The following is a 23,590-nucleotide window of genomic DNA, read 5'->3' on the forward strand; positions in this document are numbered from 1 at the left end:
CCCTTATGGCACGTCTCTATGGGCGAGGCGGCACGTCATCTGCTGACAATGGCGAAGACCCTCGCGCCGTCCTCGCGCGGCCGAGACTACGATGGAAGCCTCCACTGCCACACAGCACCCACCTCGCCTACCTAAAAAGCCATCAAACGCTCCAATAGGGAAGGCCAGACGCATCCTCATGGGGAACAACATGTCGTTCATCGGCCGTGACATGGCTGTCGACCTCGGGACCGCCAACACGCTGGTGTACGTCAGGGGTCGGGGGATCGTGCTCAACGAGCCGTCCGTCGTCGCGATCAACACCAACACCGGTGGCATTCTCGCGGTGGGCGCGGAAGCGAAGAAGATGATCGGGCGCACGCCCGGCAACATCGTCGCGGTGCGTCCTCTGAAGGACGGCGTGATCGCCGACTTCGAGATCACCGAGCGCATGCTCCGCTACTTCATCCTGAAGATCCACAAGCGGCGCTACCTCGCCCGTCCGCGCGTCGTCGTCTGCGTGCCCTCCGGCATCACCGGTGTCGAGCGCCGCGCCGTCATCGAGGCCTCCTCGCAGGCCGGCGCGCGTCAGGTGCACATCATCGAGGAGCCCATGGCCGCGGCCATCGGCTCCGGCCTGCCGGTCCACGAGGCCACGGGCAACATGGTGGTGGACATCGGCGGCGGCACCACCGAGGTCGCGGTCATCAGCCTCGGCGGAATCGTGACGGCACAGTCGATCCGCGTCGCGGGCGACGAGCTGGACAACGCGATCATCCAGCACATCAAGAAGGAGTACTCCCTCCTCCTCGGCGAGCGCACGGCCGAGCAGATCAAGATCACCATCGGTTCGGCGTACGACATGGACGCCGACGAGCACACCGAGATCCGCGGCAGGGACCTGGTCTCCGGGCTGCCCAAGACCGTCGTCATCTCCGCCGCCGAGGTCCGCAAGGCCATCGAGGAGCCGGTCAACGCGATCGTCGACGCGGTCAAGACGACCCTCGACAAGTGCCCGCCCGAGCTGTCGGGCGACGTCATGGACCGCGGCATCGTCCTCACCGGTGGCGGCGCCCTGCTCCGCGGCCTCGACGAGCGGCTGCGCCGCGAGACCGGCATGCCGATCCACATCGCCGAGAACCCGCTCGACAGCGTGGCGCTCGGCTCCGGGAAGTGCGTCGAGGAGTTCGAGGCGTTGCAGCAGGTGCTGGACTCCCAGCCGCGCAGATGATCTGACGCGCGAAGATCCGCCGTACGAGTGCCTGCCACTTCGTGCGGCGGATCGTTGATATAGAGGCAGGACAGAAGATTCCCGGCAAGGCAGAGGAATTTCCCCGAACTCCGTGGAACTCGCATATTCCACGTCATTCCGATTGAGGAAGGCACGCCGCCGCACGTGAGGGACACACGAGAGAGCCGGCTGCTCCTGGTGCTGCTGATCGCCATCGCGTTCGCTTTGATCACGGTGGACATCCGCGGAGGCGAGGACTCACCGGTCGACGGTGCCCGCCGGGCCGCCGCCACCGTCTTCGGTCCGGTCGAGGAGGGAATGTCCTCCGCCGTCGACCCGATCGGCAACGCCATCGGCGCGGTCCGCGACTCCGGCGAGCGGCACGACCGCATCGCCGAACTGGAGCGCCAGAACGCCGCGTTGAAGGCCAGGCTCGGCAGCGACGACCGCAACCGCAGCCGGGTGCGCCAGCTCGACAGCATGCTCAAGAAGGCGGGCGCCGGACAGTACGGCATCAAGGGCGCGGAGGTCATCGGCATAGGAGCGGCCCAGGGCTTCTCCTGGACCGTCACCATCGACGCGGGCGCCAACGACGGGCTCAAGCGCGACATGACCGTCCTGAACGGCGACGGCCTGGTCGGCCGCGTCACCACGGTCGGCCCCAGCACCGCGACCGTCCTGCTCGCCAACGACCCCGACTTCACGGTCGGCACCCGCATGGAGAAGACCGACGAGCTCGGCTTCGCCACCGGACAGGGCGACCGCCCGCTCTCCGTCCAGCTTCTCAACGGCAAGTCCGAGGTCAAGAAGGGCGACCGCCTCGTCACCTTCGGCTCCCGCAAGGACAAGCCGTTCGTGCCCGGCGTGCCGGTCGGCGAGGTCGTCCGCGTGGACCCCTCAGGCGGCGACCTGACCCGCACCGTCTACGTACGGCCCTACGTCGGCTTCACCCGGCTCGACATCGTCGGCGTGGTCGTCGAGGCGCCCCGCGAGGACCCGCGCGACACGGTCCTGCCGAAGAAGCCCGAGAAGCCCAAGCCGACGCCCACGGTGACCGTGACGGCCACCCCCTCGGGACAGGCCCCGGCCGACGGTGCCGCAGACCCGGCCGACGGCGCTGCCGATCCGGCCGACGGTGCCGCCAACGACGACGAGCAGTAGGAGTCCGGACCCATGCGCTTCAACCGAATCCTGCTCTCCGCCGCCCTGGTCGTCGTGGCCCTGGTGATCCAGGTCAGCGTCCTCGCCCGGCTCCAGCTCCCGGGCGCCGTGCCCGACCTGGTGCTGCTCACCGTCCTCGGGCTCGCCCTGGTCTACGGCCACGTCGGCGGCGCCCTCGTCGGCTTCGGCGCGGGCCTCCTCGCCGACCTGGCCCCGCCCGCCGACCACGCCGTGGGGCGCTACGCCCTCGTGCTCTGCGTCATCGGCTATCTGGCGGGCCTCGCGAAGCCCGACACGGGCAGACTGCGCTCCGTCAGCGGTCCGCTCGTCGTGGTCTTCGCCGCCGCCATCGGCTCGACCCTGCTGTACGCGGGCGTCGGCTCCCTGGTCGGTGACACCGCCGCCCGCCATGTGGGCCTGGTGGGGCTGCTCTTCACCGCCGCGCTCTACGACCTGCTGCTCGCGCCGTTCACGGTGCCGCTGATCATCGCGCTCGCCAGACGTGCCGACAACGACCCGCTGGGGGAGAACGGCCCGGCCAACCAAGGGGCCGACGTCACCTCCGGCTGGCTCTCCTCCGGCACCGGACTGCGCATCGGCAACCAGCGCGGCGGCCTGCGCATGAAGACCGCCAAGGCGCGGGCCGCCCGCGCCGGACGCATCAAGGGGGTCAAGCGGCTGTGACCAACATCCCCGAGACGGGGCGCACGCCCCGCGTGCAGATCCGTCTGATGATCATCCAGGTGCTCGTCGTCTCCCTGCTGCTCACCCTCGGCGGCCGGCTCTGGTACCTCCAGGTGCGCAACGGCGACGAGTACGCCAAGGAGGCCTCCGGCAACCACGTCCAGCAGGTCGTCCAGCCGGCCGTACGCGGCTCGATCCTGGACGCGCGCGGCGTGCCGATCGCCGACAACCAGACCCGCCTCGTCGTCTCCGCCTCCCGCACGGACCTGATGAAGATGAAGGACGACGGCAAGGCGGTCCTCGCCAAGCTCGCCGACGTCCTGGACATGACGCCCGAGGAGGTCGAGGGCAAGGTCCGCCTCTGCGACGCCAAGACGCCCCAGCCCTGCTGGAACGGCTCGCCCTACCAGCCCATCCCGATCACCGACGAGGCCACGCCCAAGCAGGCCCTGCAGATCCGCGAGCGCTCCGAGGACTTCCCCGGCATCACGGCCGAGCCCACCGCCGTGCGCCGCTACGCCGCCCCGGGCAAGTCCAACACCGCCCAGGTGCTCGGCTACCTCTCGCCCGTCACGGACGAGGAGATCAAGAAGGCCGAGAACACCGACTCGCCGTTCCTGCGCTCGGACATGGTGGGCCGCTCCGGCCTTGAGCGTACGTACGACAAGCAGCTCCGCGGCAAGGCCGGCGTCACCCGCTACGAGGTCGACAACCTCGGCCGCGTCATCGGCAAGGCCAAGGACGACAAGGCCCAGCCCGGCGCGAACGTCGTCACCAGCATCGACGCGCGCGTGCAGGCGGTCGCCGAGTACTGGCTGAACGACGCGATGAAGCAGGCCCGCAAGGAGCACGACAAGAACACCAACCAGAACTACAAGGCCGACGCGGGCGCCGTCGTCGTCATGGAGAACAAGACCGGCCGCGTCGTCTCCATGGCCTCCAACCCGACCTACGACCCGAACGCCTGGGTCGGCGGCATCTCCGGCAAGGACTACACCGAGCTCACCGGCAAGAAGTCCAACTACCCGCTGCTCAACCGCGCCATCCAGGGCCAGGCGGCCCCCGGCTCGATCTTCAAGGTCATCCCGACGACCGCCGCGGTCAACGCGGGCTACGACTTCAACGGCAGCTACCCCTGCCCCAGTTCGTACTCCGTCGGCGGCCAGACCTTCCAGAACTACGAGTCCAAGGGCCACGGCACGATCAGCCTCGGCAAGGCCCTGGAAGTCTCCTGCGACACCGTCTTCTACAAGCTCTCGCACGACCAGTGGGCGAAGGACGGCGGCAACAAGCCGAAGAAGGACGCCAAGGACTGGTTCTACAAGACCGCCCACCAGTTCGGCCTCGGCAAGGAGACCGGCATCGACCTGCCCAACGAGGTCACCGGACGCGTCCCGGACCGCCAGTGGAAGAAGGACTACTGGAAGGCCAACAAGAACGCCTGGTGCAAGCAGGGCAAGAAGAGCGGCGAGTACGCCGAGCGCATCGCGTACGAGAACTGCCTCGAAGGCATGAAGATGCGCGCCGGTGACTCCATCAACTACTCCATCGGACAGGGCGACACCCTCGTCACGCCGATACAGATGGCGACGATCTACTCCGCCATCGCCAACGGCGGCACGATGTACGACCCGACGGTGGGCAAGGCGATCATCAGCGCCGACGGCAGGCAGGTCCAGGAGATCAAGCCGCGGTCGCACGGCAAGCTGCCGATGGACGCCAAGCTGCGCAAGGACATAGACGGTGCCCTTGAGGACGTCGCCACGCGCGGTACGGCCGCCTGGCGGTTCCAGGGATGGCCGCAGGACAAGATCCCGATGCACGCCAAGACGGGTACCGCCGAGGTCTACGGCAAGCAGACCACCTCGTGGTTCGCGACGTACACCAAGGAGTACACGATCGTCATGACGATCTCCCAGGGCGGTACGGGCTCCGGCGCATCGGGACCCGCCGTCCGCCAGATCTACAACGCCATCTACGGCCTGGACGACGAGGGCAAGCAGGACCTGAAGAAGGCCCTCCTGCCCGAGCCGCAGAAGTCCCTGCCCAAGATCAAGAGTGACGGCTCCATCCACTCCCCGAAGATCAAGCCGTACAAGCCCGCGGCGCCCAAGCCGCCGACGGCTCCGCAGGAGCTCGCGGGCCCCCCGGCCGCCTGGAAGCGGGACTGACCCATGGTGACGAACAACGGCTTCTCCGTCTCCGGGTACGGCCCCGAGCGCTCCCAGCTCTCGCGGCTGCTCGCCCGCGACTCGATACTGCGCCGGCTCGACTGGGTCATACTGCTCGCCGCCATCGCGCTCTCCATGCTCGGCGCCGCGCTCGTCTACTCGGCGACCCGCGGCCGCACCGAGCTGGTCGGCGACGACCCGTACTCCTTCCTGCTCAAGCACCTGCTGAACACCGGCATCGGCTTCGCCCTGATGATCGGCACGGTCTGGCTCGGCCACCGCACCCTGCGCACGGCCGTGCCGATCCTCTATGGCATCTCCGTCTTCCTGGTGCTGCTCGTCCTCACCCCGCTCGGCGCCACCATCAACGGCGCGCACGCGTGGATCGTGATCGGCGGCGGCTTCTCGCTCCAGCCCTCGGAGTTCGTGAAGATCACGATCATCCTCGGCATGGCCATGCTGCTCGCGGCGCGCGTCGACGCGGGCGACCGCGAGCACCCCGACCACCGCACGGTGGTGCAGGCCCTCGGCCTCGCGGCCGTGCCGATCGCCATCGTCATGCTGATGCCCGACCTCGGCTCGGTCATGGTCATGGTGATGATCGTGCTCGGCGTCCTGCTCGCCTCGGGCGCCTCCAACCGCTGGGTCTTCGGGCTCCTCGGCACCGGCGCGCTCGGCGGCGTCGCCATATGGCAGCTCGGCGTCCTGGACGACTACCAGATCGCCCGCTTCGCGGCGTTCGCCAACCCCGCGCTCGACCCGGCGGGCGTCGGCTACAACACCAACCAGGCGCGCATCGCCATCGGCTCGGGCGGCCTCACCGGCACCGGCCTGACCAAGGGCTCCCAGACCACCGGACAGTTCGTCCCCGAGCAGCAGACGGACTTCGTCTTCACCGTCGCGGGCGAGGAACTGGGCTTCGTGGGCGCGGGCGCCATCCTGCTGCTGCTCGGCGTGGTGCTCTGGCGCGCCTGCCGCATCGCGCGCGAGACGACCGAGCTGTACGGCACGATCGTCGCCGCGGGCATCATCGCCTGGTTCGCCTTCCAGGCCTTTGAGAACATCGGGATGACCCTCGGCATCATGCCGGTCGCGGGCCTCCCGCTGCCGTTCGTCAGTTACGGCGGCTCGTCGATGTTCGCGGTCTGGGTGGCGGTCGGCCTGCTCCAGTCGATCAAGGTGCAGCGCCCACTGTCGGCCTGAACGCTTCGCGTCTAGATTCGGTCCATGGCGGAGACGAAGCGCGAGATCGAGCGGAAGTACGACGTGGCGGCGGGCGCCGAGCTGCCCGACCTGACCGGCGCGGCCGGCGTCGCGGACTCCGTCGACAGAGGCGTCGCGGAGCTGGACGCCGTCTACTGGGACACCCCCGACCAGCGTCTGGCCGCCGCGTCCATCACGCTGCGCCGCCGCATCGGCGGCGCGGACGAGGGCTGGCACCTGAAACTGCCGGTCTCCCTCGCGGAGGGGGTGCGCGACGAGATCCACGAGCCGCTCTCGGACACCGTGCCGCGCCCCCTGCTCGGCCTCGTGCGCTCCCGCGTCCGCGAGGCCGATCTTGTCCCCGTGGTCCGGCTGCTGTCCTCACGCCGGGTGCGCCACCTCGTCGACGCCGAGGGCGCCCTGCTCGCCGAGGTCAGCGTCGACGCGGTCGTCGCCGAGCGGCTCACCGACGGCGGCGGCACGGCCGAGTGGACCGAACTGGAGGTCGAGCTCGCCGACGGCGGCGACCCCGCGTTCCTCGACAAGGCCGAGAAGAGGCTGAAGAAGGCGGGCGTACGGAGAGCCGGCTCGTCGTCGAAGCTGGCCCGGGCCCTCGCGGAGACGGCGCCTGCATCACGTACGGCCGACGGGAAGACCGCCGGAGTGGCCCCCTCCGAAGGGGCCGTGAGCAGCGGCAAGCGGGCCGGCAAGGCCGAGGCCGTGCAGCAGGCGGTGCGCGAGGCCGTGGGGGACGGGACCGGCACCGCCGGGGACCACCTCGTCGCCTACCTCCGCGCCCAGCGCGACGCGATCGTCTCCCTCGACCCGGCGGTCCGCCGCGACCTGCCCGACTCCGTGCACCAGATGCGGGTCGCCACACGCCGGATGCGCAGCGCCTTCAAGTCGTACCGGAAGATCCTCGACCGGACGGTCACCGACCCCCTGGGCGAGGAGCTGAAGTGGCTCGCGGGGGAGCTGGGCGTCGACCGCGACCAGGAGGTCCTCGCCGAGCGGTTCACCGCCCGCATCGACGGGCTCCCCAAGACGCTGCTGCTCGGCCCGGTCCGCGGCCGGCTCCGCGTCTGGGCCGTGGCCCGCCGCACCGGATCGCGCGGCAGGACCGTCGCCGTGCTCGACGGCGGCCGCTACCTGGCGCTCCTCGACGCCGTCGACGCCCTGCTGGCCGAGCCGCCGCTGCGCCCCGCCGCCGCGCGGCCGCCGGCCGACGTGCTGCCCAAGGCGCTGCTCAAGGACTACGCCCGCCTCGCGGCCCGCGTCGAGCACGCCCTCGGCCTGCCCGCGGGCCAGGAGCGCGACCGCGCCCTGCACGAAGCCCGCAAGGCCGCGAAGCGGGCCCGGTACGCGGGCGAGGCGGCGACGCCCGCGCTCGGCAGGCCGGCCAAGCGGTTCGCGAAGGAGATGAAGGCCGTGCAGAGCGTGCTCGGCGACCACCAGGACAGCGTGGTCGCGCGCGAGGCGCTGCGGGCCCTGGCCGTCCAGGCCCACCTGGCGGGGGAGAACGCCTTCAGCTGGGGCCTGCTCCACGGGCAGGAGGAGGCGTCGGCCGCCGACCGCGAGCGGGAACTGCCGCAGGTGTGGGCCAGGGCCTCCCGCCGGAAGCTGCGGGCGCCGCTGGGCGGCTGAGCGGGGGCGCCTCGAAGGCCGTGCGGGAGGGCGGCCGTGCGGGAGGACTCCCCAGCCGCGTTAGGCTTGAGGGTCTCCCCTGCCGGCTCATGAAGGTTCGCGATGTCTGTCGAATCGGTCTTCCCACAGCTCGAAGCCCTGCTCCCGCATGTGCAGAAGCCCATCCAGTACGTCGGCGGTGAGCTGAACTCCACCGTCAAGCCGTGGGACAGCTGCGACGTCCGCTGGGCGCTGATGTACCCCGACGCCTACGAGGTCGGGCTGCCCAACCAGGGCGTCATGATCCTCTACGAGGTCCTCAACGAACGCGAGGGCGTCCTCGCCGAGCGCACCTACAGCGTCTGGCCGGACCTGGAGGAGCTGATGCGCGAGCACCGGGTCCCGCAGTTCACGGTCGACAGCCACCGCCCGGTGAAGGCCTTCGACGTCTTCGGGCTCAGCTTCTCCACCGAGCTCGGCTACACCAACATGCTCACCGCCCTGGACCTCGCGGGCATCCCGCTGGAGTCCAAGGACCGCACCGTCGACGACCCGATCGTGCTCGCGGGCGGCCACGCCGCGTTCAACCCCGAGCCGATCGCCGAGTTCATCGACGCCGCGATCATCGGCGACGGCGAGCAGGCCGTGCTCGACATGACGGAGATCATCCGCGCCTGGAAGGCCGAGGGCCGCCCCGGCGGGCGCGAGGAGGTCCTCTTCCGCCTGGCGAAGACCGGCTCGGTGTACATCCCGGGGTTCTATGACGTCGAGTACCTCCCGGACGGCCGCATCGGCCGCGTCGTGCCGAACCGCAGCGGCGTGCCGTGGCGGGTCTCCAAGCACACCGTCATGGACCTCGACGAGTGGCCCTACCCCAAGCAGCCGCTCGTCCCGCTCGCCGAGACCGTCCACGAGCGCATGTCCGTGGAGATCTTCCGCGGCTGCACCCGCGGCTGCCGTTTCTGCCAGGCCGGCATGATCACGCGCCCCGTGCGGGAGCGAAGCATCACCGGCATCGGCGACATGGTGGAGAAGGGTCTGAAGGCGACCGGCTTCGAGGAGGTCGGCCTGCTCTCGCTCTCCTCCGCGGACCACAGCGAGATCGGCGACATCGCCAAGGGCCTCGCCGACCGGTACGAGGAGGACAAGATCGGCCTGTCCCTCCCCTCGACCCGCGTCGACGCCTTCAACGTGGACCTCGCCAACGAGCTGACCAGGAACGGCCGCCGTTCGGGCCTCACCTTCGCCCCCGAGGGCGGCTCCGAGCGCATGCGCAAGGTCATCAACAAGATGGTGTCCGAGGACGACCTCATCCGCACCGTCGCGACGGCGTACGGCAACGGCTGGCGCCAGGTGAAGCTGTACTTCATGTGCGGCCTGCCGACCGAGACCGACGACGACGTCCTCCAGATCGCCGACATGGCGACGAAGGTCATCCAGAAGGGCCGCGAGGCCTCGGGTTCGAACGACATCCGTGCCACGGTGTCGATCGGCGGCTTCGTCCCCAAGCCGCACACGCCCTTCCAGTGGGCCCCGCAGCTCTCGGCGGAGGACACAGACGCCCGCCTCCTGAAGCTGCGCGACAAGATCCGCGGCGACAAGAAGTACGGCCGCTCGATCGGTTTCCGCTACCACGACGGCAAGCCCGGCATCGTCGAGGGCCTGCTCTCGCGCGGCGACCGCCGCGTCGGCGCCGTCATCCGCGCGGTCTACGAGGACGGCGGCCGCTTCGACGGCTGGCGCGAGCACTTCAGCTACGACCGCTGGATGAGCTGCGCCGACAAGACGCTGCCCGAGATGGGCGTCGACGTCGACTGGTACACCACCCGTGAGCGCACGTACGAAGAGGTCCTGCCCTGGGACCACCTGGACTCCGGTCTCGACAAGGACTGGCTCTGGGAGGACTGGCAGGACTCGCTCGACGAGACCGAGGTCGAGGACTGCCGCTGGACGCCGTGCTTCGACTGCGGCGTGTGCCCGCAGATGGACACCCAGATCCAGATCGGCCCCACCGGCAAGAAGCTGCTGCCGCTCACGGTCGTGAAGTAGCGGCGGGGAAGAAGAAGCAGAGACCGAGCGTCACGTCGCCGCACATGCCCGAACTCGTCCTGCCCACCGGCCTGGTGCACCGCTCCTTCATCGAAGCGATGGAGGAGTTCCGGGCCGAGGGGCGCGGCGGGGATGACGACGACACGACGCTCGGTCACACCCTGCGCGAGTACGGCGCGAAGTGGCACGACCCCGCGGTCTTCGAGCGGTACGTGGCCGAGGCCCGCGCCGCCGCGTACCCGGCCGAGCCGTTCTCCGTCCCCGTCACGTCCCTCTGGTACGTCGACGGCACCGACTACCTCGGCCGCATCGCCGTACGGCACACCATCGCCACCCGCTTCCTGCGTGAGTACGGCGGTCACATCGGCTACGACGTCAGGCCCACCGCGCGCCTGCGCGGTCACGCCACCGGCATGCTGCGCGCCGCCCTGCCGTACGCCGCAGCCCTCGGCCTGGAGTCCGTCCTGGTGACCTGCGATACCGACAACACCGGATCGCGCAAGGTCATCGAGGCGGCGGGCGGCCGGTTCGAGGACGAGCGGGGCGGAAAGCTGCGGTACTGGATCCGAACGGGTCCAGCAGGCGTCTAGGACGACATGGACCTGGAAAAACGCCCGGCACCCGCGGACCGGCAGCCCGCGCCCGCCGAGGGCTGCCTCGCCGTCGCCATCCGCGTCCCGGTGCGCATCGTGGTCCTGGTGCTCGTCGTGCCGGTGCGCCTCGTGTGGGACGCGCTCGCCGTGGCGGGGCGGTTCGTGTACCGCGGTGCGCTCAGACCGGTCGGACGTGGCATCGGCGCCGTCCTGGGCTGGCTGTTCAGGGCGGTGTTCGTGTGGCCGTGGGTGGGGCTGTGGCGGTACGTGGTGGTGCCGCTGGGCAGGGGTCTGGCGTGGCTGGGCCGGGTGCTCGTCGTGGTGCCCGCGGTGTGGCTGTACCGGGCCGTGCTCACGCCGGTCGGACACGGCATCGCCTGGCTCGGCAGAGGCTTCGCGGCCGGTGTCATCCGGCTCGCGCGCGGCATCGCGACGGGCGTCCTCGGCATCGGGGCGGGCATCGCCTGGCTGGGGCGGACCCTGGTCGTGACCCCGGCGGCCTGGCTCTGGCACCACCTCGCGGTGATCCCGGCCCGCTGGTTCTACGCCCGCGCACTCACCCCGCTCGGCCACGCGCTCACCTGGCTGGCCCGCGGCCTCGGCACCGGCGTCACGGCCGCGGGGCGCGGCATCGGCGTCGCCCTGGTGTGGCTGTTCAAGGCGGTGTTCGTGTGGCCGTGGGTGGGGCTGTGGCGGTACGTGGTGGTGCCGCTCGGCAGGGGTCTGGCGTGGCTGGGCCGGGTGCTTGTCGTGGTGCCGGCTGTGTGGCTGTACCGGGCCGTGCTCACGCCGGTCGGACACGGCATCGCCTGGTTCTGCGGGGGGATCGGCGCGGCGACCGTGTGGCTGGTGCGCGGCCTCTGGACCGTCGTCGCCACGCTCTGCCGCTGGATCTTCGTCGTACCGGCCGTCGCGGTGTGGCGCTGGGTGCTGGCCCCCGTGGGGCGCGCGGTCGCCGTCGTCGCCCGCGAGGTCGGGACCGCGCTGGGCCACGCGTGGCGCGTCGCCGGGTACGTCTCGCTGGTCGTCGGCCGTTTCCTCGCCGCACTGTTCCGTTGGATCTTCGTCGAGCCGGTGCGCTGGGCCTACCGCTCCGTGCTCACGCCCATCGGTCACCTGGCCCGTGACACGGTGTGGCGCCCCGCCGCCAGGGCGGTCAGGGAGGTGCGCGCCGCGACCCGGCAGGCCCTGGCCTCCGCACGGACAAGCATGCGACAGGCACGGGCCGACGTGCGCCGCACGCTCTTCGGGGCACCCGTACGGCCCGAACCGGTACCCGTACGGCCGGAGCGGGTACCCGTACAGCCGGAACCGGCGCCCGTACCGGTGGCCCGGCGGGAACCTGATACGCCGATGGCACGTACTCTAGGTAGCAGTACGACCGCACTCACGAAGGACTGAGCGACACTGGGCAAGCGACAGCCCGAAGGCCCGCCGCCCGCACCCGCGGTGCAGCGCATCCGACTGCGTTACACCAAGCGCGGCCGCCTCCGGTTCACCAGCCACCGTGACTTCCAGCGCGCCTTCGAGCGTGCGCTGCGCCGCGCCGAGGTGCCCATGGCGTACTCGGCGGGGTTCACCCCGCACCCGAAGGTGTCGTACGCCAATGCCGCACCCACCGGCACGGGCAGTGAGGCCGAGTACCTGGAGATCGCGCTCACCGCACCGCGCGACCCCGAGCTCCTGCGCGACCTGCTGAACGAGTCGCTGCCGGACGGTCTGGACATCACCGACGCCGTCGAGTCCCGCACCTCGGGCCTCGCCGACCGGCTGACCGCCTCGGTCTGGGAGCTGCGCCTGGTCGGCGTGGAGACCGCGGACGCGGCCCGCGCCGCCGAGCTGTTCCGGGACGCGGAGACGGTCGAGGTGCAGCGCCGCACGAAGAACGGCATGCGCACCTTCGACGCGCGCTCGGCGGTCGCGAGTCTGGAGGTGACCGCCGCAGAAGAGGCGGTCACGCACGACACCGATAGGCCGAGCGACAAGCCCTGTGCGATACTGCGGCTGGTTGTTCGGCACGTAACACCTGCCGTACGACCTGACGACGTCCTGTCCGGTCTCCGAGCTGTGGCCGACCTGGCGCCGCCGGTCCCCGCAGCGGTGACCAGGCTGGCGCAGGGGCTTTTCGATGAAGAGACCGGCACGGTGACCGACCCGCTCGCGCCCGACCGCGAGGCAGTCACGGCCGCATCAACCACGGCCGCCGTGCCCGCCGCCGCGAAGGCGCCTGCGACGGAAGGCCCCCGGTAAGGACGTACGTCAAAGCGCCGCCCTCGTACTCGGGAGCCACCTGGGTCGGGCAGCGCACTGACCGAGACTTTCGCCAGGCCGTCCGCATTTGGGCGTACGGAACCGGCGAGACAAGACACAGAGAGCTCCCGTGCGGCGCCCACGCCCCCGGATGACGGCCCCGCGCATCTAGCGCGAGCCGTGGACATCACCGGACCAGGCGCGGCGCCCGGGAGCGTGACGGGAGAACCGCCCGCATGCTTGAGCCGAACGACCCCACTGAGGGCTCGCAGAACAACAGTCCCAGCGATACCTTGCCGCCGCGCCGCAGGCGCCGCGCCGCGTCGCGTCCGGCGGGTCCGCCCGCCGGCACGACCGGGGCAGCGGCTCCGGCCATACCGGCCACCCCCGCGGCCGAGGAAGCCGAAGAGACCGTGGCGGCCGCCGAGGCCCCCGCGCCCGCCGCCGAGGAGAGCACCCCGGCGCCGCGCACGCGCCGCCGTGCGACCCGCCGCGCCTCCGCGCCCGCCGGTTCACCGGGGACCGCCGAGGTCGCGGAGCCCGCCGCGCCGGCCGCCGAGCCCGAGCCCGAGCCGGCCGCCGAGGAGGCCGCACCGGCCCCCCGCGCACGCCGCCGCGCCACCCGCCGTGCCTCCGCGCCCACGGGTTCCCCGCAGCCCGTGGCCGAGGAGACGGCCGCCGCCGCTGCCGCACAGGCGCCGGAGCCGGTCGCCGAGGAGGCCGCGCCGCGCCGCGCCACCCGCCGTGCCTCCGCGCCCACGGGCTCTCCGCAGCCCGTGGCCGAGGAGACGGCCGCCGCTGCCGCACAGGCGCCCGCCGCCGCTCCGGAGCCGGTCGCCGAGGAGCAGGCCGAGGAGGCCGCGCCGCGCCGTGCGCGCCGCCGTGCCACCCGTGGTGCCTCCGCGCCCGCCGCCGAGGCACCGGCCGCCGCTGAGCAGCGGGCCGAGGAGAAGGCGCCCGCGAAGGCCGCGGGGAAGGCCAAGGCCGCCCCGGTCGAGGAGCCCGCCGCCGAGCCCGCCGAGCCCGCCGGGTCCGCCGAGTCCACCGAGGACGAGGCCCCGCGCGGCCGTCGTCGCCGTGCCACCCGCAAGGCCGCGGCCGGATTCTCCGCGCCCTCGGGCCACAAGGCCCGCAAGGCCGCGAGCGCCGACGAGTCCGAGTCCGGTGAGGAGGGCCGCCGCAAGCCGGCCAGGCCCGCCGTCGCCGTCTTCCAGGCGCCCGTGTTCGCCGCGCCGATGTTCCAGACCCCGGAGAGCGCCGCCGCGGCCGCTGCCGCCGAGGCCGTCGAGGAGCCGGAGCCCGAGGAAGAGCCGGTCGCCCCCGCCGCCCCCGTGGCGGAGGAGGAGCCGGCGCCGCGCCGTCGCCGCCGCCGTCGGGCCGCCGAAGAGCAGCCCGCCGCCGTCGAGGAGCGGGAGCCCGCCAAGGCCGCCGTCGAGGAGCAGCCCGCCGAGGAGCCCGACGACACCGCCGCCGAGGCCGAGCAGGCCGAGTCCGAGGACGACAGCGAGGACTCCGGCGAGCGCCAGGGCCGTCGCCGCCGTCGCGGTGGCCGCCGCCGTCGCCGCGGTGACTCCGGCGACCAGGACGGCGAGCAGCAGGACGCCGCCGACTCCGACGACACCGCCGAGCAGGCGGAGCACGCCGACGAGGACGCCGCGGACGGCGCCGAGCACGACGACGACGAGTCCGGCGCGGACTCCAACGGCTCAAGCAGCAGCCGCCGCCGCAGGCGCCGCCGCCGTCGCGCCGGTGACTCCGCCGAGGGCGAGCCCGGCGACGGCGACCCGGAGCGTACGGTCGTCAAGGTCCGTGAGCCGCGCAAGAAGGAGGAGCGCGAGCTCGGCACCGGCGCCGACGAGGTCCAGTCCATCAAGGGCTCGACGCGTCTGGAGGCGAAGAAGCAGCGCCGCCGCGAGGGCCGCGAGCAGGGCCGCCGCCGCGTGCCGATCATCACCGAGGCCGAGTTCCTGGCCCGCCGTGAGGCCGTCGAGCGTGTGATGGTCGTCCGCCAGAACGGCGAGCGCACCCAGATCGGCGTCCTCGAGGACAACGTGCTCGTCGAGCACTACGTCAACAAGGAGCAGGCCACCAGCTACGTCGGCAACGTCTACCTGGGCAAGGTCCAGAACGTGCTGCCGTCCATGGAGGCCGCGTTCATCGACATCGGCAAGGGCCGCAACGCGGTCCTGTACGCCGGTGAGGTCAACTTCGAGGCGCTGGGCATGGCCAACGGCCCCCGGCGCATCGAGTCGGCGCTGAAGTCCGGCCAGTCGGTCCTCGTGCAGGTCACCAAGGACCCGATCGGCCACAAGGGCGCCCGCCTGACCAGCCAGGTCTCGCTGCCGGGCCGCTACCTCGTGTACGTGCCCGAGGGCTCGATGACCGGCATCAGCCGCAAGCTGCCCGACACCGAGCGCGCGCGTCTGAAGACCATCCTCAAGAAGATCGTCCCCGAGGACGCGGGCGTCATCGTGCGCACCGCCGCCGAGGGCGCGAGCGAGGACGAGCTGCGCCGTGACGTCGAGCGGCTCCAGGAGCAGTGGGAGGACATCCAGAAGAAGGCGAAGATGTCCACCACCAGCTCGCCGAGCCTGCTGTACGGCGAGCCGGACATGACGGTGCGTGTCGTCCGCGACATCTTCAACGAGGACTTCTCCAAGGTCATCGTCAGTGGCGACGAGGCGTGGGAGACCATCCACGGCTATGTCGCGCACGTCGCGCCGGACCTGTCGGACCGCCTCTCGCGCTGGACGTCCGAGGTCGACGTCTTCGCGACGTACCGGATCGACGAGCAGCTCGCGAAGGCCCTCGACCGCAAGGTCTGGCTGCCGAGCGGCGGCTCGCTGGTGATCGACAAGACCGAGGCGATGATCGTCGTCGACGTCAACACCGGCAAGTTCACCGGTCAGGGCGGCAACCTCGAAGAGACCGTGACGAGGAACAACCTGGAGGCGGCCGAGGAGATCGTGCGTCAGCTCCGGCTGCGCGACCTCGGCGGCATCGTCGTCATCGACTTCATCGACATGGTCCTCGAGTCCAACCGTGACCTGGTCCTGCGCCGTCTGCTCGAATGCCTCGGGCGCGACCGTACGAAGCACCAGGTCGCCGAGGTCACCTCGCTCGGCCTGGTCCAGATGACCCGCAAGCGTGTCGGCCAGGGGCTCCTCGAGTCCTTCTCCGAGACCTGCGTGCACTGCAACGGCCGCGGTGTCATCGTGCACATGGAGCAGCCCACCTCCGCCGGTGGCGGCGGCAAGCGCAAGAAGCGCGGGCGCGGCGGTGCCGACCAGCACGACCACGAGCACACGTACGAGCACGAGGTCCCGGACGGCGCCGAGAGCGCCGAGACCGAGGCCGAGGTCGCCGCGGAGGCCGCCGCTCCGGTGGCCCTGCCCGAGCCGGAGTTCGTCGCGGACGAGGAGCTGTACAGCAGTGCCGCCGAGGCGGAGGCCGCCGCTGCCTCCCGCGGTGGCCGCTCGCGCCGCCGCGCGACCCGCAGGGCATCGGCTCCGGCGGGCGCTCCCCGCACGGAGTCCGCGCCGGCCGAGGCCCCGCGTGCGGAGGCTCCGCAGGCCGAGGCCGAGGTGGCGCAGGACGAGGCCCCCAAGGCGCGCGCCCCGAAGAAGTCGGGCAAGCGGGCCAAGGCCGCCGAGAGGGCCGCCGAGAGGGCCGCGCAGGCCGAGACGGAGGCCGCCGAGGCCGAGGTCCCCGTCGTCGAGTCCGACGTGGCGCGCACCGCGGCGCCGGCGGCCGAGGACCCGGTCGTGGGCACCCCGGAGGCTGTGGAGGCCGCTCACGAGGCCCCCGCGGCTCCCGAGGCCCCCGTGGACGACGCCGCGCCGAAGGGACGTACGCGCCGCCGTGCCGTCCGTAAGGCGACGTCGCCCGCCGGTTCGCCGAAGGCCGCGGAGAGCGAGCCCGAGGCCGCCGGTGTCGTCGTGGCCCCGGCGCCCAAGGCCGAGCCGGTGGCGGAGCCCGTCGCCGAGCCCGTGGCCCAGGCGCCCGTGGCGGACGCCGCTCCGGCCCGTCCGCGCCGCCGTGCGGTGCGCAAGGCCACCGCGCCGACCGCGTCCGAGGAGGCGGCCGTCGTGGTCGTCCCCGCGGCGGAGAAGCCGCAGGTCTCCGAGGAGCCCGTGGCGGAGGCCGAGGCCGCCGCCCCGGCCAAGAAGACGGCGCGCAAGGCGGCGGCCAAGAAGGCGCCCGCGAAGAAGACGGCGGCCAAGAAGACCGTCGCCAAGAAGACGGCCGCCAAGAAGACGACGGCCAAGAAGACGACGAAGGCGACCGCCAAGAAGACGGCGGCTGCCGAGCAGACGGCGTCTTCCGTCTCCGCCTCCAGCGAGAGCTGACACCCGGCGCGACCCGTGCCCCTCTGCCCGGCCACCAGGCCGGACAGGGGGGCACAGGCGTGTCCGCGGGGAGGGCGTCGCGCGACCCGAAAGCGTGAACCGCGCCACCCTGTCTTGGTGCTCGGGTGGATACCTGTAAAACTCATGCGGTCTGACGAATGAACAGAGGCTTGAGCACCCGGTTGGGGAGACCGCGTCTCGGTCTCGGGGGAGGGATGAAAGATGGCGCAAGTGCGCCTGCGTGGCACGGGACGACACCGTGCGGTGAAGCCGGTCAAGGGCGGACGCCAGGCGGTGGCCCTCGCCACGGTCCTGTCCGCGGCGGGCATCCAGGCCGTGGGCTCCGTGAGCCCCGCGGCCGCGGACACGGAGCGGACCTGGACGGAGGGGCCGATCTTCAACGATCCGAAGGGCACCACCGCCCAGCAGTACGCGATCCGCAGCCGGCTCGTGGAGCTGACCGAGTCCGCGGTGCGCGGCTCGACGATCAAGGTCGCGGTCTACCACGTGTGGGAGGCCACGGTCGTCAACGCCCTGGTGGACGCCAAGAAGCGGGGCGTCCGCGTGCAGGTCCTGCTGGACGAGACCAGCAAGAGCGACCGGCCGACCAACACGTCGTACGCCACGCTCAAGCAGGCGCTCGGCACCGACAAGAGCAAGTCGTCCTTCGTGACGCTCTGCCCGGCCGGGAAGTCGTGCCTGGGCAACCCGCGGTACGGCAAATCGATCATGCACAACAAGTTCTGGCTGTTCTCGGAGGTCGAGGGCGCCAAGGACGTCGTCGTGCAGACCACGTCGAACTCGACGCCGTCGGCGCACACGAAGTTCTACAACGACGCGCTGCTGCTCCCGGACAACCCGGCGATGTACGACGCCTACGCGGAGTTCTTCACGGACATGCTGGGCAAGCGCTGGCAGGACTGGGACTACCGCACGGTCAGCAGCGGGCGCTACAAGTCGTACTTCTTCCCGCGCAACGGCACGGTCAACGAGACCGATACCATGTACTCCGTCCTGAACAACGTGAAGTGCACGTACAAGGACACCGCGGGTGTGACACAGCGCACCAAGGTCCGCGCCGCGATCTTCAAGATCACGCGGAAGCAGATCGCCGACAAGCTGGTCTCGCTGAAGAAGGCGGGCTGCTCGGTGAGCATCCTGTACGCGGAGACGGACAGCGCCAAGAGCCAGAACGGCACCCCCGGCACCTGGGAGCAGCTCCACAAGTCCGGTGGCCCCTCGGTGCGCTGCTTCAACGACGACCGGGACCCCTCGCGCCCCGGCTCGCGGCTGACGACGCCGTACATCATCCACTCGAAGTACCTGCTCATCGACGGCATGTACGACGGCAAGCGGAACAAGATCTCCTTCACCGGCTCGCAGAACTACACGGCTCCCGCGCTGCGCGAGAACGACGAGGCGATCGTGAAGATCGACGACGACTCGGTGCAGAACACCTACCGCTCGCACTTCAACCGCACGTGGAACGTGGCCTGGCCGGGCAAGGCCGACAAGACCGACTTGTGCAAGGGCGTCAAGCCGCTGCCGCCGGACGGTGAGCCCACGTGAGCGGGGGTGCGGGGCCGGTTTGACCCTTCCGGGTCAGCCCCGTAACCTTGACCGTCGGCGTGTTCCTATACACCGCCACCCCCTGTAAACCTTTTTCCTCCCGATTCGTGGGCACTGTTCCGGGCCGGGAGAGGCCGTCCGCTCTGTGGGCGGCTGGACTGCGGGGGCCCCGTTCCGAGCGAGAGAGAGATCCGCGTGTACGCCATCGTGCGCAGCGGTGGTCGTCAGCACAAGGTTGCTGTCGACGACATCGTTGAGGTTGACAAGATTTCCACTGCCAAGGTTGGCGACACGGTCGAGCTCTCGACCCTGCTCGTTGTCGACGGTGACGCCGTGACCAGCGACCCGTGGGTCCTGGCCGGCATCAAGGTGCAGGCCGAGGTCGTGGACCACCACAAGGGTGTCAAGATCGACATCCTTCGGTACAAGAACAAGACCGGCTACCGCCGTCGTCAGGGTCACCGTCAGCAGTACACGGCGATCAAGATCACCGGCATCCCCACGGCTGCGAAGTAAGGGACTGAGACAAGATGGCACACAAGAAGGGCGCATCGTCCACTCGGAACGGGCGCGATTCCAATGCTCAGCGGCTCGGCGTGAAGCGCTTCGGCGGTCAGGTCGTCAACGCCGGTGAGATCCTGGTCCGCCAGCGTGGCACCCACTTCCACCCGGGCTCGGGCGTCGGCCGCGGCAAGGACGACACCCTGTTCGCGCTGGACGCCGGTTCGGTGGAGTTCGGTACCCACCGTGGCCGCAAGGTCGTGAACATCGTTCCGGTCGCCTGATCCGTCTTTCCGACTGACTGGCGCTCGTCGAGCGATTTCTGCGAGGGCGGACCTCTCTTCCCGGTTTCGGGAAGCGGGTCCGCCTTTCGCGTGTTCTAGATAGACGTGTATTCCGGACGGGTGTGAGTTCCGGATGGACACACCACCCCCCGCAGTAAGCAATTCCCAGGAGGCACCCCGCTATGACCACCTTCGTGGACCGCGTCGAGCTGCACGCCGCCGCGGGTAACGGAGGCCACGGCTGTGCCTCCGTCCACCGTGAGAAGTTCAAGCCGCTCGGCGGCCCGGACGGCGGCAACGGCGGCCGTGGCGGTGACGTCATCCTGGTGGTCGACCAGGACGTCACCACGCTGCTCGACTACCACCACAGCCCGCACCGCAAGGCCACCAACGGCCAGCCCGGCGCCGGCGACAACCGCTCGGGCAAGGACGGCCAGGACCTGGTCCTGCCCGTTCCCGACGGCACGGTCGTCCTCGACAAGGACGGCAACGTCCTCGCGGACATGGTCGGCCAGGGCACCATCTTCGTCGCAGGCCAGGGCGGCCGCGGCGGCCTCGGCAACGCGGCTCTTGCCTCGGCCCGCCGCAAGGCCCCCGGCTTCGCGCTGCTCGGCGTGCCGGGTGAGGAGCGGGACCTCGTCCTGGAGCTCAAGTCCGTCGCCGACGTCGCCCTCGTGGGCTACCCGAGCGCGGGCAAGTCCTCGCTGATCTCCGTGCTGAGCGCCGCGAAGCCGAAGATCGCCGACTACCCCTTCACCACGCTGGTGCCCAACCTGGGCGTGGTGACGGCGGGCTCGACCGTCTACACCGTCGCCGACGTGCCCGGCCTCATCCCGGGCGCCAGCCAGGGCCGCGGGCTCGGTCTGGAGTTCCTGCGGCACGTCGAGCGGTGCAGTGTGCTCGTCCACGTGCTCGACACGGCGACCCTGGAGTCCGACCGCGACCCCGTCTCCGACCTCGACGTCATCGAGGCCGAGCTGCGGGAGTACGGCGCGGGCCTGGAGAACCGGCCGCGCCTGGTCGTCCTGAACAAGATCGACGTACCGGACGGGCAGGACCTCGCCGACCTGGTCAGGCCCGACCTGGAGGCGCGCGGCCACCGCGTCTTCGAGGTGTCGGCCGTGGCGCACAAGGGCCTCAAGGAGCTCTCGTTCGCCCTGGCCGAGCTGGTCGCCGAGGCGCGCGCCGCGAAGCCGAAGGAGGAGGCGACCCGTATCGTCATCCGGCCCAAGGCCGTGGACGACAGCGGCTTCACGGTCGTCCGTGAGGAGGACGGCATCTACCGCGTGCGCGGCGAGAAGCCGGAGCGCTGGGTGCGCCAGACCGACTTCAACAACGACGAGGCCGTCGGCTATCTCGCGGACCGCCTCAGCCGCCTCGGTGTCGAGGACCAGCTGATGAAGGCGGGCGCGCGCAGCGGTGACGGCGTCGCGATCGGCCCCGAGGAGAACGCGGTCGTCTTCGACTGGGAGCCGACGATGATGGCCGGCGCGGAGATGCTGGGCCGCCGTGGTGAGGACCACCGCCTGGAGGCGCCCCGTCCCGCCGCCCAGCGCCGCCGTGACCGTGAGGCGGAGCGGGACGACGCCCAGCGCGAGTACGACGACTTCGAGCCCTTCTAGGCCCCGCCGGGGCGGGTCGTAGGCACCAGGCCGGCCCAGGCACGTCGTAGGCACAAGAAGAAGGGCCCCCGGAGCACGAAGCTCCGGGGGCCCTTCTCTTCGCTCTGCGTACCGCTACGCGGTGACCGAGTCCTCCGCGCCGGGGGACTCCGCCGGGTCCTGCTCCGTCTCCTCCGCGGCTTCCTCGGCCACCCGCTGGCCGGGGATGTCCGCGTCGATGCGGGAGGCCATGCGGGCGCGCCGGGCGTCGGCCTGGGCGGACAGGGCGAGGGCCGCCGCGTTGAAGCGGACCAGGGACGGCGGGTCCGAGGGGCCCAGGAGGTGCTCCTTGAGCTCGGCACGGGCCTCCGCGCGGGTGTCCAGCTCCGGGGTGCGCACGGACTCCAGGAGGGCTGCCACGCCGTCCGCCTCGGGCGCGAGGATCGTCCCCGCGGACGCCGTCGGGAAGCTCGCGCGGAACTCCGCCTCGGACATGCCTGCCGTGTTGGCGACGGCGTACGGCTTCTCGCTGCTCAGCCAGTCGGAGACGACCGAGGAGACGTCACTGATCAGCAGGTCCGCCTGGTTGAAGCAGGAGAAGATCGCCGGGCGCGCCGTCGTGATGATCTGGTGCTCCCACTCCGGGAAGGACGCCCAGTACGCGGCCTCCCAGGCGGCCGTCGCCTCGGCCACCATGGCCTGCTGGTCGCCGTCGGGCGAACCCTGGAGCATCATCCGCTCCTGTTCGTCCGCGCTCTTGCGGAACGAGGTCGCCGTCAGGGCGTCGAGCGCGGCGGTCCGCCGGACCAGCTCGGCCGCGACCTCGGGGCCGGGGCGGGCGCCGGAGCGCTTGGTGTTGGCCGCGAGGATCATCGCCTTGATGCGCTCGTTGGCGGCGCCCGCGCGCGGGTCCTGGGAGCCGGTCATCGGGTGCGGCTTGTACAGGAGGCGTACGGCCGGGTCGGCGAGGAGCTCGCGGACGATGTTCTCGCCGGCCAGGACGACCGAGGTGTTGCCGGGGTTGCCGTCCCAGCCCTCCCAGGTCGGGGCGTACAGGACCGTGGTGAACGGGCCCGTGGGCGCGCCCGAGAACGGCTTGATCGGGGAGAGCTGCGGGCGGCCCACCTCGACGACGTCCTTGTCGTCCACTCCGATGTCCGCGAGCTGGTAGCGGTCGCGGGCCGCGGGGCCCGCCACCCACACCTGGTCGTAGGCCTTCGCGTACGGGTTGCAGGAGGACAGCTTGTCGCTCTCGCCGTGGTTGATGAAGGCGTGCTTGATCGTCGGGATGCGCAGGACCTGGGAGGTCTTCGCGGCGTTCGCCGGGTGCAGCAGCATCTTCAGCGTCGACGTCTCCAGCGAGAACATCGTCGCGACCTTCGGGAAGCAGATGATCGGGACGTCGGTCGCGTCGATCTTCTGGACCATGAACCGCTCACGCAGCACGATCAGCGGGTTGCCGTCGAGCCGGGAGAGGGTCGAGAGCCACATGTTGGCCTGGTACGCGGACGTCGTGCCGCCCGAGAAGTACATGCCGACGGTCGGCTTGTACTCGGCCAGCCACTCGTCGAGCCACTCCATGACCTTCTGGTCGTTCTTGGCCCGCTTCTTCGGCAGCAGCCAGGTGCCGAGGTAGAGCGCGCCACCGCCGATCAGGACGATCGACACGCCGAGGCCGATGCCGCCCCAGTAGGCGTCGGTGGTGGCCGCGGCGGCCAGCAGACCGGCCGTCCCCGGCACCGAGAACGTCAGCAGGCGGTGGGCCTGGCGGCGGGAGAGGATGCGCGGCGGCGCGGCCGTCAGGTGCAGCGCCGAGGTGTCGATGTTCCGCGTGACGATCGGCAGGGACCGCGTACGGCGTACGAGCACGGCGACGGCCTGGCAGCAGAAGTGCAGGGCGTAGAAGGCGAGCAGCGCGATGGTCAGCGGCGACTGCTCGGCCAGCGGCTCGATGCCGTCTATGCGCAGCAGGCCGACCAGGATCAGCATGTCGCGCAGGAGCTGGCGGACCGTGACGTCGAACCGGATCTTGCCCAGGAGCGACAGGAGGCCCGGCTGCTTGTACTGCAGATAGATGTCGAGCGCGAGGTTCGCGGCCGCCGCGGCGACGAACACCGGGACATAGGGGAGCAACGCGCTCACGAGCTGGGCCGTGAAGAGCGCGAACATCGCGAACAGCGCTGTCAGCTGCACGATGCGTCGGGGGACGAGTCCGGCAGAGGGCACGGGTGTGGGCTCCTGGCGGGGGAGGGAGAGGGAATGGGGGGAAGTCGACCACTGACCGTATGACGCGCGGTACCTCCGTAGCAATCTTCCGTGACAACAATCACCGAAAACTGGGG

Annotated in this window: 16 protein-coding genes; 15 read left to right on the forward strand and 1 reads right to left on the reverse strand. The window is 71.1% G+C overall.

Annotation, left to right across the window (positions count from 1 at the left end):
- The first annotated feature begins 190 nt into the window (after positions 1 to 190).
- From ACZ6JY_RS01855 to obgE, 15 genes are all read left to right on the forward strand, one after another.
- The gene (locus tag ACZ6JY_RS01855) at positions 191 to 1,210 is read left to right on the forward strand and encodes a rod shape-determining protein (RefSeq protein WP_447037417.1); all 1,020 of its coding nucleotides are present in this window, start codon (positions 191 to 193) and stop codon (positions 1,208 to 1,210) included.
- 165 nt (positions 1,211 to 1,375) lie between these two features.
- A complete protein-coding gene (mreC, locus tag ACZ6JY_RS01860; protein ID WP_469191209.1) occupies positions 1,376 to 2,371 on the forward strand; it encodes a rod shape-determining protein MreC in 996 nt (331 codons plus the stop codon).
- A gap of 12 nt (positions 2,372 to 2,383) precedes the next feature.
- Entirely contained in the window at positions 2,384 to 3,055 is a 672-nt protein-coding gene (mreD, locus tag ACZ6JY_RS01865; RefSeq protein WP_469191211.1) for a rod shape-determining protein MreD, read from the forward strand.
- Positions 3,052 to 5,226, forward strand: coding sequence for a penicillin-binding protein 2 (gene mrdA / locus ACZ6JY_RS01870; protein WP_469191213.1), 2,175 nt, complete (start codon positions 3,052 to 3,054; stop codon positions 5,224 to 5,226). Before mreD ends, mrdA begins: the two co-directional genes overlap by 4 nt.
- 3 nt (positions 5,227 to 5,229) lie before the next feature.
- The gene (gene rodA / locus ACZ6JY_RS01875) at positions 5,230 to 6,429 is read left to right on the forward strand and encodes a rod shape-determining protein RodA (protein WP_469191215.1); all 1,200 of its coding nucleotides are present in this window, start codon (positions 5,230 to 5,232) and stop codon (positions 6,427 to 6,429) included.
- Positions 6,430 to 6,453: 24 nt separating this feature from the next.
- Positions 6,454 to 8,073 (forward strand): CYTH and CHAD domain-containing protein, encoded by a 1,620-nt coding sequence (locus ACZ6JY_RS01880; protein ID WP_469191217.1) that lies wholly within the window; start codon positions 6,454 to 6,456, stop codon positions 8,071 to 8,073.
- Between the two features lie 102 nt (positions 8,074 to 8,175).
- Complete coding sequence (locus tag ACZ6JY_RS01885; RefSeq protein ID WP_469191219.1) at positions 8,176 to 10,101, forward strand: TIGR03960 family B12-binding radical SAM protein; 1,926 nt, start codon at positions 8,176 to 8,178, stop codon at positions 10,099 to 10,101.
- 44 nt (positions 10,102 to 10,145) lie between these two features.
- Positions 10,146 to 10,691 (forward strand): GNAT family N-acetyltransferase, encoded by a 546-nt coding sequence (locus ACZ6JY_RS01890; protein ID WP_469191221.1) that lies wholly within the window; start codon positions 10,146 to 10,148, stop codon positions 10,689 to 10,691.
- A 6-nt stretch (positions 10,692 to 10,697) separates the two neighbouring features.
- Entirely contained in the window at positions 10,698 to 12,095 is a 1,398-nt protein-coding gene (locus ACZ6JY_RS01895) for a hypothetical protein (protein ID WP_469191223.1), read from the forward strand.
- 48 nt (positions 12,096 to 12,143) lie between these two features.
- Entirely contained in the window at positions 12,144 to 12,944 is an 801-nt protein-coding gene (locus ACZ6JY_RS01900) for a TIGR03936 family radical SAM-associated protein (protein ID WP_469191225.1), read from the forward strand.
- 236 nt (positions 12,945 to 13,180) lie between these two features.
- Complete coding sequence (locus ACZ6JY_RS01905) at positions 13,181 to 17,293, forward strand: Rne/Rng family ribonuclease (RefSeq protein WP_469191227.1); 4,113 nt, start codon at positions 13,181 to 13,183, stop codon at positions 17,291 to 17,293.
- 222 nt (positions 17,294 to 17,515) lie between these two features.
- On the forward strand, positions 17,516 to 18,862 hold the full coding sequence (locus ACZ6JY_RS01910) for a phospholipase D-like domain-containing protein (RefSeq protein ID WP_469191229.1): 1,347 nt from the start codon (positions 17,516 to 17,518) through the stop codon (positions 18,860 to 18,862).
- 195 nt (positions 18,863 to 19,057) lie between these two features.
- On the forward strand, positions 19,058 to 19,378 hold the full coding sequence (gene rplU / locus ACZ6JY_RS01915) for a 50S ribosomal protein L21 (protein ID WP_055555985.1): 321 nt from the start codon (positions 19,058 to 19,060) through the stop codon (positions 19,376 to 19,378).
- A gap of 14 nt (positions 19,379 to 19,392) precedes the next feature.
- On the forward strand, positions 19,393 to 19,647 hold the full coding sequence (gene rpmA / locus ACZ6JY_RS01920) for a 50S ribosomal protein L27 (protein ID WP_062773847.1): 255 nt from the start codon (positions 19,393 to 19,395) through the stop codon (positions 19,645 to 19,647).
- Positions 19,648 to 19,829: 182 nt separating this feature from the next.
- A complete protein-coding gene (obgE, locus tag ACZ6JY_RS01925) occupies positions 19,830 to 21,269 on the forward strand; it encodes a GTPase ObgE (protein WP_469191231.1) in 1,440 nt (479 codons plus the stop codon).
- A gap of 114 nt (positions 21,270 to 21,383) precedes the next feature.
- Here the strand turns inward: obgE and ACZ6JY_RS01930 are convergent, their stop codons facing one another.
- On the reverse strand, positions 21,384 to 23,474 hold the full coding sequence (locus ACZ6JY_RS01930; protein WP_469191233.1) for a hypothetical protein: 2,091 nt from the start codon (positions 23,472 to 23,474) through the stop codon (positions 21,384 to 21,386).
- Positions 23,475 to 23,590: the final 116 nt, after the last annotated feature.

It is taken from the genome of Streptomyces sp. NPDC046335, from assembly GCF_055587985.1.